Annotated in this window: 12 protein-coding genes; 9 read left to right on the forward strand and 3 right to left on the reverse strand. The window is 48.1% G+C overall.

Translation table 11 applies throughout. The features are described from left to right. Positions 1 to 61: 61 nt before the first annotated feature. Genes H7R39_RS01090 through H7R39_RS01100 form a run of 3 tightly spaced genes read left to right on the forward strand, consistent with a single transcriptional unit; the run spans position 62 to position 4,899 of the window. Positions 62 to 1,882: a biotin/lipoyl-containing protein gene (locus H7R39_RS01090; RefSeq protein ID WP_185897595.1), complete on the forward strand. Its 1,821-nt coding sequence runs from the start codon at positions 62 to 64 to the stop codon at positions 1,880 to 1,882. 18 nt (positions 1,883 to 1,900) lie between these two features. Continuing rightward, positions 1,901 to 3,478 (forward strand): phosphoenolpyruvate carboxykinase (ATP), encoded by a 1,578-nt coding sequence (pckA, locus tag H7R39_RS01095; RefSeq protein WP_185897596.1) that lies wholly within the window; start codon positions 1,901 to 1,903, stop codon positions 3,476 to 3,478. A gap of 17 nt (positions 3,479 to 3,495) precedes the next feature. Then, complete coding sequence (locus H7R39_RS01100) at positions 3,496 to 4,899, forward strand: CAP domain-containing protein (RefSeq protein WP_185897597.1); 1,404 nt, start codon at positions 3,496 to 3,498, stop codon at positions 4,897 to 4,899. 285 nt (positions 4,900 to 5,184) lie between these two features. Here the strand turns inward: H7R39_RS01100 and H7R39_RS01105 are convergent, their stop codons facing one another. After that, positions 5,185 to 5,739 (reverse strand): hypothetical protein, encoded by a 555-nt coding sequence (locus H7R39_RS01105; protein ID WP_185897598.1) that lies wholly within the window; start codon positions 5,737 to 5,739, stop codon positions 5,185 to 5,187. 217 nt (positions 5,740 to 5,956) lie between these two features. Continuing rightward, complete coding sequence (locus H7R39_RS01110) at positions 5,957 to 6,577, reverse strand: Type 1 glutamine amidotransferase-like domain-containing protein (RefSeq protein ID WP_185897599.1); 621 nt, start codon at positions 6,575 to 6,577, stop codon at positions 5,957 to 5,959. A gap of 95 nt (positions 6,578 to 6,672) precedes the next feature. Between H7R39_RS01110 and argH the strand changes: the two genes are divergently transcribed. Beyond that, on the forward strand, positions 6,673 to 8,046 hold the full coding sequence (gene argH / locus H7R39_RS01115; protein WP_185898469.1) for an argininosuccinate lyase: 1,374 nt from the start codon (positions 6,673 to 6,675) through the stop codon (positions 8,044 to 8,046). A gap of 133 nt (positions 8,047 to 8,179) precedes the next feature. Here argH and H7R39_RS01120 read toward each other — a convergent pair whose 3' ends face one another. Then, entirely contained in the window at positions 8,180 to 8,533 is a 354-nt protein-coding gene (locus H7R39_RS01120) for a histidine triad nucleotide-binding protein (protein WP_122862652.1), read from the reverse strand. A 123-nt stretch (positions 8,534 to 8,656) separates the two neighbouring features. Between H7R39_RS01120 and pheS the strand changes: the two genes are divergently transcribed. The 5 genes from pheS (at position 8,657) to H7R39_RS01145 (ending at position 15,879) form a co-directional block, all read left to right on the forward strand. Next, a complete protein-coding gene (gene pheS / locus H7R39_RS01125; protein ID WP_185897600.1) occupies positions 8,657 to 9,649 on the forward strand; it encodes a phenylalanine--tRNA ligase subunit alpha in 993 nt (330 codons plus the stop codon). Further along, entirely contained in the window at positions 9,646 to 11,982 is a 2,337-nt protein-coding gene (gene pheT / locus H7R39_RS01130; protein WP_185897601.1) for a phenylalanine--tRNA ligase subunit beta, read from the forward strand. Before pheS ends, pheT begins: the two co-directional genes overlap by 4 nt. After that, complete coding sequence (aroA, locus tag H7R39_RS01135; RefSeq protein WP_185897602.1) at positions 11,979 to 13,253, forward strand: 3-phosphoshikimate 1-carboxyvinyltransferase; 1,275 nt, start codon at positions 11,979 to 11,981, stop codon at positions 13,251 to 13,253. The genes pheT and aroA overlap by 4 nt, the downstream gene beginning before the upstream one ends. Beyond that, positions 13,243 to 14,073, forward strand: a complete 831-nt coding sequence (locus H7R39_RS01140; protein WP_185897603.1) for a 4-hydroxy-3-methylbut-2-enyl diphosphate reductase — start codon at positions 13,243 to 13,245, stop codon at positions 14,071 to 14,073. The genes aroA and H7R39_RS01140 overlap by 11 nt, the downstream gene beginning before the upstream one ends. Positions 14,074 to 14,208: 135 nt before the next feature. Further along, complete coding sequence (locus H7R39_RS01145; RefSeq protein WP_185897604.1) at positions 14,209 to 15,879, forward strand: 30S ribosomal protein S1; 1,671 nt, start codon at positions 14,209 to 14,211, stop codon at positions 15,877 to 15,879. Position 15,880 lies beyond the last annotated feature (1 nt).

The raw sequence follows: 15,880 nt of genomic DNA on the forward strand, positions 1-15,880 counted from the left end.
ATCCACTTAATCTAAAACTAGGTAAAATTAGCACGATTTTGAAATTTGACAAGGCGGCAAAATGGCGAAAAAATTTATAGACGTTATGGACACTACCTTTAGAGACGGCTTTCAGTCGGTTTTCGGCGCGCGCGTGGCGATGGCTGATTTTTTGCCTGCGGTTAGCGCGGCTAAAGAGGCTGGTATAACGCACTTTGAGTTTGGCGGCGGGGCGCGGTTTCAGAGCCTTTATTTTTACTTAAACGAAGACGCGTTTGCGATGATGGATAAATTTCGCGAAACGGTCGGGCCCGAGGCAAACCTGCAAACTCTAAGCCGCGGCGTAAATACCGTGACGCTAGATACGGGCAGCCGCGAGCTAGTCGATCTGCACGCAAAGCTCTTTAAAAAGCACGGCACGACCACGATACGAAACTTCGACGCGTTAAACGACGTGGAAAATTTAAAATACTCGGGCGAGCGTATCGCTCATCACGGCTTAAAGCACGAAGTGGTCGTCACGATGATGGATCTGCCTGCAGGCTGTTCGGGCGCGCACGACGTGGCGTTTTACGAGCGGATTTTGCGCGAAATTTTAGACGCGGGCATCCCGTATCACAGCGTTTGTTTCAAAGACGCCAGCGGCACCTCTAGCCCGCAAAAAGTATATGAGACCATCAAAATGGCTCGCAAACTCCTCCCGCAAAATACCCACATCAGACTCCATACCCACGAAACCGCAGGCGTTAGCGTCGCATGCTATATGGCCGCTCTAGAAGCCGGCGCAGACGGCATCGATCTAGCCGCAAGCCCGGTTAGCGGCGGCACCAGCCAGCCAGATATCCTAACGATGCTGCATGCCGTTAAGGGCAAAAACTACGATCTGGGCGGACTTGACGTGGAGAAAATTCTAAAATATGAAAGCGTGCTCGGTGAATGCTTGAAAGATTATTTCCTGCCGCCTGAGGCCGTGCAGGTTAGCCCGCTCATCCCGTTTAGCCCGATGCCAGGCGGCGCGCTAACGGCAAACACTCAAATGATGCGCGATAATAATATCTTGGATAAATTCCCCGAAGTCATCCTTGCTATGCGCGAAGTCGTACAAAAGGGTGGCTACGGCACGAGCGTGACGCCGGTGAGTCAGTTTTATTTCCAGCAGGCGTTTAACAACGTGATGTTTGGCCCATGGAAAAAGATCGCCGAGGGCTACGGCAAAATGGTGCTAGGCTACTTCGGCAAAACGCCCGTAGAGCCCGATAAGAGCGTAGTTAAGCTAGCTAGCGAGCAGTTAAGCTTAAAACCAACCAAAGAACACGCCATGGATATCGCGGATAAAGACGAGAGCAAGTCGCTTAAATTTACGCGCGAGCTGCTTAAAAAAGAGGGTATCGAGCCTAGCGAGGAAAATATCTTTATCGCCGCGGCGTGCAAAGAAAAAGGCATCGCGTTTCTAAAAGGCGAAGGTAAGGTAAATATCCGAAAAAAATCGACAAATGCGTGCGAAACGAGCACGCCGACCACTCGCGCGAAAACACCGATAAACGAAAAATACAGCGTCACCGTAAACGGCAAGAAATTTGACGTCGAGGTCGCGGACGCAGACGGCAAAGCCGAGATAAAAAGCGTAAAACCCGCAAGCGTAGCGCACATGCCGCCTCCGGAGCTCTCGCCGGCTAAAACGACCGGCGGCAGCGGCGAACCGGTGAAAAGCACGCTTCCGGGAAACGTGTTTAAAATCCTGGTCGCAGTGGGCGATAGCGTGAAAAAGGGACAAAGGATGTTCGTGCTAGAGGCCATGAAGATGGAAATAGACGTAAACGCTCCAAAAGACGGGCTGGTAACGTCTATCGAGGTACAGCAAGGACAAACCGTAGCAAACGGTCAAATTTTAGCGAAAATTTAATCCAAAAAAGGAAGAAAAATGGTAAACGAAATAGAAAAATTAGGTCTTAAGGATATCAAAAAAATCAACCACAACCTAAGCTACGACGAGCTTTTCGAGCTTGAAAAGGCTATGGGTGAGGGACGCGTATCAAGCAACGGCACCTTTATGGTCGATACCGGAATTTTCACGGGTCGAAGCCCAAAAGATAAGTACTTCGTAAAGCAAGACCCGAGCCAAAAATACATCGCTTGGGGCAAGGTAAACCAACCTATCTCAAAAGAGCTTTTTGACAAGCTTTTAGCCAAAGCAAAAGCTCAGCTAAGCGGCAAGGAAATCTTTATCCAAGACGCATTTTGCGGCGCGAGCGAAAAGAGCAAAAAATCGGTTCGTTTCGTAACCGAAGTTGCGTGGCAGGCGCATTTTGTTAAAAATATGTTCATCCGTCCAAGCGAAGCCGAGCTAGCTAAATTTAGCCCTGATTTCGTGGTTTTCAACGCGTGCAAATGCAAAAACGAAGAGTGCAAAGAGCAGGGGCTGAACTCCGACGTTTTCGTTATCTTTAACGTCGAGGAAAACGTCGCGGTTATCGGCGGCACGTGGTACGGCGGCGAGATGAAAAAGGGAATTTTCTCGATGATGAACTACTGGCTGCCGCTTGAAGGCAAGCTAAGCATGCACTGCTCGGCAAACGTGGGCAAAGAGGGCGACACGGCGCTATTTTTCGGTCTAAGCGGCACGGGTAAAACGACGCTATCGACCGATCCAAACCGCAAGCTGATCGGCGATGATGAGCACGGCTGGGACGACGAGGGGATATTTAACTTCGAGGGCGGCTGCTACGCGAAGTGCATAAATTTAGATCCGAGCAGCGAGCCTGAAATTTACGCCGCTATCAAACGCGACGCGCTGCTTGAAAACGTGGTCGCGGATGAGGCGGGCGTCGTGGACTACAAAGACGGCAGCAAGACCGAAAACACCCGCGTCAGCTACCCGATCTATCACATCGATAACTACGAGCCAAGCTCTGCGGGCGGCCATCCGAAAAACATAATCTTCCTAACCGCCGACGCATTCGGCGTTTTGCCGCCGGTCGCAAAGCTTACTAAAGAGCAGGCGATGTATTATTTCCTAAGCGGCTATACGGCAAAAGTCGCAGGCACCGAGCGCGGTATCACCGAGCCCGTGGCGACCTTTAGCGCGTGCTTTGGCGAGCCGTTTATGCCGCTACATCCGACCGTTTACGCTAAGCTACTAGGCGAAAAGATCGACAAGCACAATGTCAGCGTCTATCTCGTAAACACAGGCTGGAGCGGCGGCGCGTACGGCGTAGGCAAGCGAATGAGCATCAAAGCCACGCGCGCGTGCATAAACGCCATCCTTGACGGCAGCATCAAAAAGTGCGAATTTGAAAATTTCGAGAAATTTAACCTCGCGATCCCAAAAGAGCTAGCAGGCGTCGAGACGAAGCTGCTAAACCCGATCAATACATGGGAAAATAAGGACGAATACGTCGCGACTCGCGATAAACTAGCGGGTATGTTTGAGGCGAATTTCAAACGCTACGAGGACGTAAAAGAGGGCGTAGAATACGCAAAAGCAGGCCCTAAGGCTTAAATTTAAAGGGCGCGGGATTGAAATTTTACTCTGTAAAACGCGGGCTTAAATTCGGCCTTTTAGCCTGCGCCTTTTTTCTCTCTGGTTGCGATATCTTTGGCGGGCAGGGCCAAAGCTCCGGGCTAAAGTCCGCCAAGCAGCCAGAGTTTTCTTTCGTTCCGGACTCCGATGCAGTAGCGTATCTAAACGAATATCGCCGCGGCTCCGGACTCTCCGGTCTAAAACCAAATCAAATTTTAAGCCAAGCCGCCAAAAATCACGCCGAGTATAGCGCCCAAAACGAATACATGGGCCACGACGAGACGGCCGGACGGGCTAAATTTAGCGGCGCGACTCCGGCCGACAGAGCTCTAGCCGCGGGCTACAAATCAACTCTAGTGCTTGAAAACATAGCTTATAAAAGCGACTTTAAAGAGGCGGTGGACGGACTATTTTCGGCGATTTATCACCGATTTGCGTTTTTAAATTTAAGCGTCGATGAGGTCGGCTACGCGCTCGCGTCCAAGGATAAATTTAACGCCTTCGTCTTTGAGATGGGCAACTCTAGGCTTAACGCCTTTTGCGCTAGGGGTGCGAGCGATACGGGCGCGGGGCGGTTTTATACCAACGTCTGCGCCGATAAAAATCTAAAAATAAAAGACGCCAAATTTAATAATTTCACCGGCTCTAGCAAGCCTTTCGTCAAATTTCCCGACGCTACTGCAGTGACGCCCTATTTTAGCGGCGAGATCCCGGACCCCTTCCCCGAGTGCAAGATCACGGCAAATCCCGTCAGTATCGAGTTTAACGCAAACGCGGGCGAGGTAAAATTTAAGGATTTTGAGATATTTAAAGACGGGCGAAAGATCCAAAATTTGCACGTCATCACGAGCGCCAACGATATAAACTCCAAATTTTCGTCCAAGCAGTTTGTGGCCTTTTCGCGTGAGGTTTTTGACTTCGGCGCGCAGTATGAGGCGGTTTTTAGCTACGAGCAAGCAGGCGCGCGAAATCAAAGCGCCCAAAACGCGGGCGCGCAGGTAAAGCAGATAAAATGGAGCTTTAAAACCAAAACTCCGCAAAATCCATATTTCGACGCGCGCGACGGCGACGTGCTGGGCGTGGATGCGGATAAGACCTACGAGATATTTTTTCGCCCCAAAGACTGCAACGACCTCATGACGCGCTACTCCTACAAAGCCTCGGGCTTTATGACGCCTACGGTCGCACAAAGCGGCACGAACACGCTAAGCGTGAAGCTAAAAGGCATGGCGGGCGATACGCTAAGTATCGTAGCGGGCGGCATGAGCGTCAAGGTGCGGCTCAAAACCAGCTCGCCCGAAGCCGTGCGCGAGAGGAGGGCGTTTTACGTGAAGGCGGGAGTGATGATCGCCAGCGTGATAGTAATTTTTGCGCTAATCGGCAGAAAGATGAGGCGGTAAATTTACGCCGCACTGTTTTTCGGATCGGGTTATCAAATTTGAGCTTTGGGCAGCAAATTTTACTTTGTAAATTTGACGACCGTCCGCCTGCAGACATTGTTTTGATTAAATTTGATAATGCTTAAGGCGCGATAATTTGGCTTTTTGCTAAACGGCGCGTTTTGTTTGAGTTTTTGCCGTCTGCCGCTCGCCTAAAGCTTATAACTACGCACGGTTATGCTGGTAAACGTTATACGTCATTAAATTTGACGACTCATTTTCCTGCAAGATCGTAAAGCGTATATTTTAAATTTCGTCCCCGTTTATCTCATCCGCAAGTTTTAAAATTTTATCCCGCACCGCCTCAGGGGCGTAGATATCCATCCACTCTATCCCATTTGATGCGCTAAAAAGCACGGCGATCCGCCCCTCGCTCATCGCGCGCTTGGCAAGCTTGGTCGCCGCGGGGCTGTTGCCCATATTTGGCGTTTCGTCTATGCTTATCTCGGCGCAGCGGCGCAAAATAGGCGCTAGATCAAACTCTCCCTCGAGCAAAATAATAACCGAGCCTCGCCTAAAGCTGGAAGCGTTCCAAAAGATCTCGGCGCCTTTTACGCATTCGCGCGAGAGATCGAGGCGAAATTTACTCCGCTCGCGCACGAGAAAACTAAACTCGCTCAAGTTTAGCGGGTGCTCCACGCTACCGAAAGCTCCCACGATGCTATCTTTGCGCCCGTTATAGACGTAGGCGGCGAGCGCATTTTGCAGTAGCGGCGCGATGATATGATCGTGCGCGCTCGTGTGATCGTCATCTCTGGCGCGGCCTGCGATCTTTACGAAAAACGGTTTGAAATACTCCATAAACGCTCCTTAAGCTTATAAAATTTGCTCGCTTTCGTTTTTAAATTTAGCGCTCGCGGCGGTTAAATTTAGCTTGCGGCGGCAACCGTATTTTTCGGCCTGTTTCGGGCGCCATCGTTTTTAAATTTTAAAATTTTACGCAGGTTTTAGCAGGCAAAATTTTAAGCGCCGTTTTTCTAAAATTTTAACGCGCCCCCAGGATGCTGCACGCCTAAATTTACCGCCCTAAAATTTCAAATTTATCGCCGTGCACCGCGATCGCCTCGGTATTATTTATCGGCGCCAAATTTAACTTGCCGCCGTAAATTTTTAAAATTTCAGCCGCGCTTTGCACGAAGGGCTCCTCGCCGTAGTGTACTACTGGATAGAATTTAACAAGATCTAGCCCGGTTTGCGCTGATACTAATTCACTACCACTCGCATCATCCATCATGGCTGCGTAATCCACGCTGGGGGCTACGATCATCGCGCCCGCCGACTCGCCCACATACACGAGCTCGCCGCTTCGGACGCGATCTGCGATGAGGCCAGCAAGATCCTTCTTTTTAAGCTCGCGCAAAAGATAAAATGTGTTGCCGCCGCTTACGTAAAGCACCCGCGCTGCGCCGATCTTTGCCTTCGCTTCGGCCTCGCTAGCCTTAGAAATATCCAAAATTTGAACTTCAAAGCCCATTTTGGCAAACGCCTCTTTCGCCTCGTCCACGTAGTCTCGGTACTCCTCTACGTTTGCCGCAGTCGGGATAAAAAGCACCTCTTTAGCGCGGATATTTTGTCTCGCATAGTCCTCAAAAAGCGTCGCCGCACCCGCAAAATAGGAGCATAAAAACATCTCTATCATCGTTTTTCCTTTCAAAAGGCCGAAATTTTGCGCTATTTTAGCTTAAATTTTATAAAATCACCGAAAATTTAAACGAAGGAGCGAGCGTGAAAAAAATGTGGGAGGGGCGCTTTAGCGAGGCGAGTTCGGCGCTTTTGGAGGAGTTTAACGCCTCGATCGGCTTTGATAGGGCGCTTTGGCAGGAGGATATCGCAGGCAGCAAGGCGCACGCTCGGATGCTCGGCGCTTGCGGGATTTTGAAGCCTGAGGAGAGCGAAAAGATCGTCGCGGGGCTTGACGCCGTGTTTGAGGAGATAAAAAGCGGTAAATTTGAGTTTAAAACCGCTGACGAGGATATCCACATGGCGGTCGAAAAACGCCTAAGCGAGCTCATCGGAAGCGATCTTGGCGGCAGGCTGCACACCGCGCGCAGCAGAAACGATCAGGTCGCGCTTGATTTTCGCCTCTACGTGCTTAAAAGCGGTGCCGAGATCGCCGAAAAAATCCGCGAACTAATAGAGGCTCTGCGAGATATAGCTAGCGAGCACGCGGACACGCTGATGCCGGGCTACACGCACCTTCAGCATGCCCAGCCCGTGAGCCTTGCCTATCATTTGCTAGCTTACGCGTTTATGTTTTGCCGCGACTACGAGCGCTTTGCTAGCTCGCGCGAGCGAAACAACCTCTGTCCGCTCGGCTCGGCTGCACTTGCGGGCACTCCGCATCCTATAAACCGCGAGCTGGTCGCGCAGCAGCTAGGCTTTGCGGGAGTGACGCCAAACGCGATGGATAGCGTCAGCGATCGCGATTTCGCGCTGGAGATTTTGTTTAACGTAAGCGTGCTGATGACGCATGCGTCGCGCCTGTGCGAGGAGCTAATCTTGTGGAGCTCGCAGGAGTTCGGCTTTGTCACGATCAGCGACGCGTACAGCACGGGCAGCTCGATCATGCCGCAGAAAAAAAACCCAGATGTCGCCGAGCTAATACGGGGCAAAACGGGGCGCGTAAACGGCAATCTCGTCGCGCTGCTAACGGTGATGAAGGGCTTGCCGCTAGCCTACAACAAAGACATGCAGGAGGATAAGGAGGGCGTTTTTGATAGCGTCGCCACCGCACTTGCGAGCCTTGAAATTTTAAAACAGATGCTAAAAACGGCTAAATTTAACGAGCAAAATATGCTAGCAATGACGCGCCGCGGGCACCTCACGGCGACCGATCTGGCGGACTATCTCGTGCGGGAGAAAAACGTGCCGTTTCGCCGGGCGCACTTCATCACGGGCAAGGCCGTGGCGTATGCGGAAAATTTGGGCTTAGATTTGAGCGAGCTAAATGCGCAGCAGCTTGCAAGCGTGGATGAAAGCTTGGACGCGGGTGCGGTTAAATTTCTTGATCTAAACGCTTCTAAGCAGGCACGCAAGTCGCAAGGAGGCACGGCAAATGAGAGCGTGAAAGCGCAGATTGAAATTTTAAACGAGTGGCTGAAAGGCTAAATTTAAGGAGTCAAATTTGACTGCTCGACTTAGCAAAAGCGGCGGTCTTTTTAGAGATTTAGCGAGCTTGCCGTGCTTGCGGCCGGCTCGCTAAGTCAAATTTACGCTCAAATTTCGAGCGTAAATTTAAAATTTAAAACGTACTTTGCGGATCGGTCGCGGTATCTACCCAGCCCAGCTTTGCTCCGGCTAGCAGGTGAAAATGTAGATGCATAACCTCTTGGCCGCCGTTTTCGCCGCAGTTTGTAACCAGGCGGTATCCGCTCTTATCCACGCCCATCAGCACCGCGACCTCTTGGATAAATTTCGTCATCTCGCCCATCAGCACTCCGTCCATCTCCTGGAAATTTTCAAAGTGTTTTTTTGGGATGATCAAAATATGAATCGGAGCCTTTGGATTTATGTCGTTAAAGGCTAGAAATTTGTCGTTTTCTAGTACTTTGTTGCAAGGTATTTCGCCTGCTACGATTTTTTCGAATATCGTCATGATTTTCTCCTGGTTAAAATTTGGCTTAATTATAACAAGTAAAAGTTAAAATTTCCCGCCTTTTAGGCAGATTTTATCAAATTTTGACTACAATCTATCCTAAAATTCAGTAAAGGTAAAAACTTGCAAGAGTATAGAGAAAGTATCGCAAAATGCGGAAATTTGGCGGATTTAGACAAGATTCGCGTCGCGCTACTGGGCAAAAAGGGCGCGATCACGTCTGAGTTTGCTAAGCTTAAGGATATGGACGAAGCGGCCAAGAAGGAATTTGCGGCAAATTTAAACAAGCTAAGAGACGAATTTGAATCGCTTTTAGCGGCTAAAAAAACCGAGCTTGAAAGCGGCGAGATAAAAGCCAAGATGAAGGCTGAGGCCATCGATATAACGCTATTTAACGAGCCCTCAAGCGCGGGCGCACTGCATCCCGTGATGGCTACGATGGATAAGATCATCGAGTACTTTATGATGCAAAATTTCTCGCTCGAGACTGGGCCGCTCATAGAGGATGACTTCCATAACTTTGAGGCGCTAAATTTGCCTAAATATCACCCTGCGCGCGATATGCAAGACACGTTTTATTTTAAGGATTTTAGACTCCTTCGCACGCACACTAGCCCCGTACAGGTGCGCACGATGATGAGTAAAAAGCCTCCGATACGCATGATAGCGCCAGGAACGGTGTTTCGCCGCGACATGGATCTAACGCACACGCCGATGTTTCATCAGGTAGAAGGCCTCGTGGTCGAGGAGGGCGGTGCTGTTAGCTTTGCAAATTTAAAATCAATGCTTGAAAATTTCTTAAAATACATGTTCGGCGACGTTAAAGTACGCTTTCGCCCTAGCTTTTTCCCGTTTACCGAGCCTAGCGCGGAGGTCGATATCAGTTGTATTTTCTGTCACGGCGAGGGATGTCGCGTATGCAAGCAAACGGGCTGGCTCGAGGTGCTAGGATGCGGCGTGGTCGATCCGAACGTCTTTAAGGCCGTCGGCTACAAAAACGTAAGCGGATACGCATTTGGACTGGGGGTCGAGAGATTTGCGATGCTGCTTCATCAAATTCCTGATTTGCGCTCGCTTTTCGAGGGAGATTTAAGATTATTGGAGCAGTTTAAATGATAATTTCAAGAAATTGGCTAAACGAATGGCTGGATATCTCGAGCGTAACGAGCGAAACGCTGTTAAAGACGCTAAATTCGATCGGGCTTGAGGTTGATAGCTTTAAAGAGATAAGGGTACCTAAAAACATCGTCGTAGGCTACGTAAAAAGCAAGATAAAACACGAAAACGCCGAGAAACTAAGCGTTTGTCAAGTAGACGTAGGTGGCGAGACGCTACAACAAATCGTCTGCGGCGCGAAAAACGTCGAGGCCGGACAGTTTGTGCCGGTGGCGCTATCAGGCGCCGTTATGCCAAGCGGACTAGAGATAAAGAGGGCAAAACTGCGCGGCGTCGAGTCAAACGGTATGATTTGCTCATCCGTGGAGCTAGGCCTCGTAAAAACAAACGACGGCATAATGCCGCTAGATGAAAGTATCGGCGAGCTAAAACTGGGTAAGGAAATTTGCGAATATCCGCTACTAAACGACGACATCATCGAGATCGAGCTAACGCCAAACCGCGGCGACTGCCTAAGCGTCTACGGCGTAGCGAGGGATCTATCGGCTGCGCTTGATCTACCGCTAAAAGACGCTGCCAGATACGAAGAGGGCGAAAATTTGCTCGGTATCGGGCGTATCTTGGCTATCCACGCCGAGGAAAATTTACAAAGCAGCTTTCAGTATAGAGCATTTGAGATAAAAGAGTATTTTGACGAAAATTTGCTGATGAAGATCCGTTTGGCTCTGATCGAGTGCGATAAGCAAAACCGCATCGAGCGCTTGCTAGACTACGCTACGCACTCAACCGGCGTGCTTTTTAGCGCATATGACTATGCCAAGCTCAAAAAGGACGACGAGCGTGCGGTTTTTGATCTGCAAAAGGGCGCAAATTTAGCGACTGAAATTTTAGCCGGCGGCGAGCTTTTGGGCGTTGGCGGCGTGTATCAGACCGATGCGGCGAGGCTTGACGAAAATAGCAAACTAATCATAATAGAGGCTAGCTACACCGATCCCCAAGTGATCGCGACTACGGTCTACGAGGATAAGCAAATGCCTAGGCAAGCGCAAGCTTATCGCTCGCTAAGAGGCAGCGAGCCAAACGTCGGCTTTGGCGCTGATTTTTTATTTAAGCAGCTAGTCGCGTTAAAATCGGTCGCGCTTTATGCGGGCTCTCAGCAAAGCGTGATGACGCGCGAACCGAAGGTCGTGAGCTTTACGATGAATGAAATGCAAAAAATGATCGGTCAAGAAGTCGCTCAAAATGATGTCGTAAGGATACTTAAAAAGCTTGGGTTTAGCGTAACTTTTAATGCCGAAAAAGAGGGCGCGAACGTGAAAGTGCCGTTATTTCGCCACGATATCGTAAATGCGCAGGACATCTGCGAAGAGATCGTGCGAATGGTCGGTATCGATAATATCGCCTCAAAGCCGCTAAATTTCAGCGAAGCTAACCGTATAAACGATACTTTTACTGACTACAAAAATGCGCTAAATTTGCGTAAAAAAGCCGCCGCGGCCGGATTTTTTGAGAGCGTGCATTATGTATTTGACGACGCCGGCGAGCTAGCGGCGCTCGGTTTTGCGCCTTGTAAGGCTGAAATAGCCAACCCGATAAATAGTGAGCTTAACACGTTAAGGCCGACGCTTGCAAATCACCTGCTAAAGTCAGCCGAGCGAAACGTAAAAAATCAGCGAAAATCGGTCAAAATTTTTGAATTCGGTAGCGTATTTAGCCAGAACGGAGAACAAAGCGAGAGATTTGGCTTCGTAGCTAGCGGACTGACAAAAGAACCTAGCCTCCTAAACGGCGCAAAGCCAGCCGATATCGACTTTTTGGGCTTTGCTACGGCGGTTAGAAACACGATCGGCGAATTTGAGCTAAAAGCGTGCGACGACGTAAAATATCTAAGCGAATTTGAACAAGCGAAAATCTATCAAAAGGGCGTTTGTGTTGGCTATATCGGCCGCGTGGACGTGCGAGTCGAAGCCGCGCGCGACCTACCGCGAACCTATCTTTGCGAGATAGAGTTTGAAAAGCTTAAATTTGACGGCGCGGTCGTCAAAGCCTACTCGAAATTCCCTGCTATTAGCAGAGACCTAAGCCTAATCGTGCCTAAAACCATGAAATTTGAAGCGATAAAAGAGTGTATAAATGCGCTAAAAATCGAGTGTCTAAAAGAATTTTCTCCGGTTGATATATATTCGGACGATAAGCTCGGAGACGACGTGAGCCTCAGCGTCAAATTTAACTTCCAAGATATACAAAAAACGCTCGAGGACGAGGAAGTAGCTGCGATAATGGATAAAATTTTGGACGCTTTAAAGCAAAATTTAAATATCGGACTAAGATGAAAGTTTACGCATTAAGAACGCCGATAAGCGCGAGCCTGGAAAACATCGCGGCGGATAAATCTATCTCGCATAGATGCGCGATATTTTCGCTTTTAAGCGATAAACCAAGCCGCGTGAAAAACTATCTAAAGGCCGAAGATACGCTAAATACGCTAGAAATCGTAAAAAATCTCGGCGCGCGTATCGAGGAAAAAGAGGGCGAGCTAATCATAACTCCGAGCGCAAATTTAAAAGAGCCTAGCGTTGTTTTGGAGTGCGGAAACTCGGGTACGGCAATGAGGCTTTTTATGGGATTTTTGGCTGCTAGCGAGGGCTTTTTCGTGCTAAGCGGAGACGAGTTTTTAAACCGTCGTCCGATGGCGCGAGTGGCTAAACCGCTAATCAGCGTTGGAGCCAAAATAGACGGCGCAAACGGCGGGGATCACGCGCCTTTGGCGATCCGCGGCAAGAAGCTGGAGTATTTTAAATTTGATAGTAAAATCGCCTCTGCACAGGTAAAATCGGCACTGATTTTGGCGGGGCTAAAGTCGAGCGGCTGCGAGCTTAGCGAACCTGAGCTTAGTCGCGATCACACCGAGCGCATGCTAAAAGGTATGGGTGCGAGCCTGCAAATTTTACCGCACGGCGTCAAGGTTGAGTCGATGAGCGCGCCGCTAAAACCGCTTGAAATTTGCGTACCAAACGACCCTAGCTCGGCATTTTTCTTTGCCGTAGCCGCAGCGATAATCCCAAATTCCCACATCGTGCTAAAAAATATGTTGCTAAATAAAACGCGCGTGGAGGCCTTTAAAATTTTAGCCAAAATGGGCGCGCAAGTAACGTTTAAAGAGATTTCGAACACATACGAAAGCATCGGCGAGATCGAGATAAAACACGCGCCGCTAAAGGCCGTGGACGTGAGTGAAAATATCTCGTGGCTAATCGACGAAGTACCGGCGCTTGCCATCGCATTTGCAAATGCGCAGGGCATAAGTAGCGTGAGAAACGCAAAAGAGCTTCGCGTAAAAGAGAGCGACCGCATCGCGATCATGGTGCAAGGGCTGCGAAAATGCGGGCTTGAAGTCGAAGAATTTGAAGACGGCTTTAGTGTAAAAGGCGGCGAGGCAAACTGCGCTATCATCGACAGTAACGGCGATCACCGTATCGCGATGAGCTTTGCGGTGCTTGGGTTAAAATGCGGAATGGTTATAGAAAAGAGCGAATTTATCGCGACTTCGTTTCCGAATTTTAGCGGGATTTTAAGACAACTGGGAGCTAGCGTTGAGGATTGAGCTTGCTAGCAGTTACGGATTTTGTTTTGGCGTAAAGCGCGCTATAAAAATCGCCGAAAACGCCAAAGATGCCGTAACTATCGGCCCTATCATACATAACAACGACGAGATAAACCGTCTAAATAAAAATTTTAACGTTAAAACGCTCGAAGGCATAAACGAAATCGACGGCGAAAAAAAGGCGATCATACGCACGCACGGTATCACAAAGGGCGACCTGGCCGAGCTAAAAAAAAGCGATATAAAAGTGATCGACGCGACGTGCCCATTTGTCACCAAGCCGCAGCAAATTTGCGAGAAAATGAGCAAAGAGGGCTACGACATCGTGATTTTCGGCGATGAAAAACATCCCGAGATAAAGGGCGTGAAATCATATGCCGTCGGTAAGGTATTCGTCGTGTTAGAAGAAAGCGAGCTAGAGGGCGTAAAACTAGCGCAAAAGGTAGCCGTCATCAGCCAAACGACGCGCAAGGTCGAAAAATTTATGCAAATCGTAAATTATTTGATGCTACGCGTAAAAGAAGTGCGCGTTTTTAACACGATTTGCAATGCTACTTTTGAAAACCAAGAAGCGGTTAAAAACTTAGCCGTTAGAGCCGACGTAATGGTCGTAATCGGCGGCAAAAACAGCTCAAATACAAAGCAGCTCTATCTCATCTCAAAAACCGCCTGCGAGGATAGCTATCTCGTGGAAAACGAATCCGAGCTTGAGAAAGCGTGGTTTGAGGGAAAAAGTCTTTGCGGAGTGAGTGCCGGGGCTTCTACGCCTGATTGGATTATCCAAAAAGTTGTCGATAAACTAGAGAGCTTTCAAATTTAATAAATACTCATTACTTTTTTAAACAAAATTTCAAATTTACCCCTGAAATTTCGTAAGTTAATCTACTAATAAGTTAATATTAAGTAAAATTGGGTCTAATTGTGTTAAAAGCAAAATATATACAAAAGGAACAAGATGGCTGCGGTGAACAAAAAAGTTCAGCTTAGTAAGGCAAACGACGGTATCGAAGACGACGATTTTGCCGCGATGTTAGAGGAGTCTTTTAAAAAGACTGAAGAAGATAGCGACGGAATAATCGTCGATATTAAAGGCGACGAGGTTTTTGTAAACGTCGGTAAAAAATCGGAGGGAATTTTAAATATTTCCGAGATCCAAGACGAAAACGGAGAGCTTAAATTTAAAGCTGGCGATACGATAAAAGTCGTAATAACCGGCTCAAAAGGCGGTAAACCTATCGTTTCTCACAAAAAAGCGCTTAGAAAAGAAAAAGTTAAAGCTTACATAGATTCATATAATGAAGAAAATCAAGACGTATTCGACGTAAAAATAATCGGTAAAAATAAAGGCGGTTTTGTTGCTCAAAATAGCGAGGGTATCGAGTTTTTCTTGCCTCGCTCGCAAGGCGGCTTTAAGGACGCAAACGCGGTAGTAGGAAAGTCGTTTAAAGTAAAAGTCATAAAGATAGACAAAGACGAGCAAAGCATCATCGTATCGAGAAAAAAACTACTCGACGAAGATAGAAAGAAAAAAAGAGAGGCGATATCCGCAGTCGCTGAAAATACGGACGTAATAGAGGGCGTGGTTAAGAAAATTACTACCTACGGCATGTTTGTGGATGTAGGCGGTGTAGACGGACTCGTGCACTACAGCGAGATAAGCTATAAAGGACCTGTAAATCCTGGCTCTATCTACAAAGAGGGCGATAAGGTTTTAGTAAAAGTTATCAAATACGATAATGAGAAGAAGCACCTGTCTCTATCTATCAAGGCTGCGACTCCTGATCCTTGGGAAGAGATAAAAGACGGTCTTGAGGTGGGCGATACTATCAAGGTAACCGTTAGCAACATAGAGCCTTACGGCGCTTTTGTCGATCTTGGCAATGATATAGAGGGGTTCTTGCACATTTCTGAAATTTCTTGGGATAAAAATATCAAAAATCCAAAAGATCACATCAGCGAGGGCGAGGAGCTTGACGTCGAGGTTATCGAGATAGATGCAAAAGATCGCCGCTTAAGAGTGAGCCTAAAAAACCTACTCAAAAAACCGTTTGACGAATTTAAGGCCAAATTTAAAGAAGGCGACATTACTAAAGGCGTAGTTACTAGCGTGACGAACTTTGGGGCATTTGTTAGAATCGGCGGAGTAGAGGGTTTGCTTCACAACGAAGACGCTTCTTGGGATAGAAACGACAAGTGTAAAGATTTATTTAAAGTAGGCGATGAGATCGAGGTAAAAATAATCAAAATCGACTCTAACGAGCAAAAAATTTCGCTTAGCCAAAAAGATCTAAAACAAAGTCCTGTACAAGCCTATGCTAAAAAATTTAGCGTAGGCGACATCGTAACGGGTAAAATTCGCGATATTAAAGATTTCGGCGTATTTGTAGAGCTTGGCGATAACGTCGATGCGCTCATCCGCAAAGAAGACCTCGGTAGTGTAAGCGCTGAAAGTCTAAACATAAACGATAATATTGAAGCTGCGATAGCCTTTATCGATGAGAAGAAAAATAGAATTCGCCTAAGCGTAAGACGCCTTGCAAGACAAAAAGAGCGCGAGGTGTTAAACGAGATAAATAGCGACGATAAGGTTACTTTGGGCGACATTATCAAAGAGCAGCTATCGTAAA

The sequence above is a fragment of the Campylobacter massiliensis genome (assembly GCF_014253065.1).
In the GTDB taxonomy this organism is placed as follows: domain Bacteria; phylum Campylobacterota; class Campylobacteria; order Campylobacterales; family Campylobacteraceae; genus Campylobacter_A; species Campylobacter_A massiliensis.

Excerpts from the sequence above, each read along its gene's own strand:
- H7R39_RS01090 (WP_185897595.1), top strand. The coding sequence starts at position 62 with ATGGCGAAAAAATTTATAGACGTTATGGACACTACCTTTAGAGACGGC.
- pckA (WP_185897596.1), top strand. The coding sequence starts at position 1,901 with ATGGTAAACGAAATAGAAAAATTAGGTCTTAAGGATATCAAAAAAATC.
- H7R39_RS01105 (WP_185897598.1), bottom strand. The coding sequence starts at position 5,739 with ATGGAGTATTTCAAACCGTTTTTCGTAAAGATCGCAGGCCGCGCCAGA.
- H7R39_RS01110 (WP_185897599.1), bottom strand. The coding sequence starts at position 6,577 with ATGATAGAGATGTTTTTATGCTCCTATTTTGCGGGTGCGGCGACGCTT.
- argH (WP_185898469.1), top strand. The coding sequence starts at position 6,673 with ATGTGGGAGGGGCGCTTTAGCGAGGCGAGTTCGGCGCTTTTGGAGGAG.
- H7R39_RS01120 (WP_122862652.1), bottom strand. The coding sequence starts at position 8,533 with ATGACGATATTCGAAAAAATCGTAGCAGGCGAAATACCTTGCAACAAA.
- pheT (WP_185897601.1), top strand. The coding sequence starts at position 9,646 with ATGATAATTTCAAGAAATTGGCTAAACGAATGGCTGGATATCTCGAGC.
- aroA (WP_185897602.1), top strand. The coding sequence starts at position 11,979 with ATGAAAGTTTACGCATTAAGAACGCCGATAAGCGCGAGCCTGGAAAAC.
- H7R39_RS01145 (WP_185897604.1), top strand. The coding sequence starts at position 14,209 with ATGGCTGCGGTGAACAAAAAAGTTCAGCTTAGTAAGGCAAACGACGGT.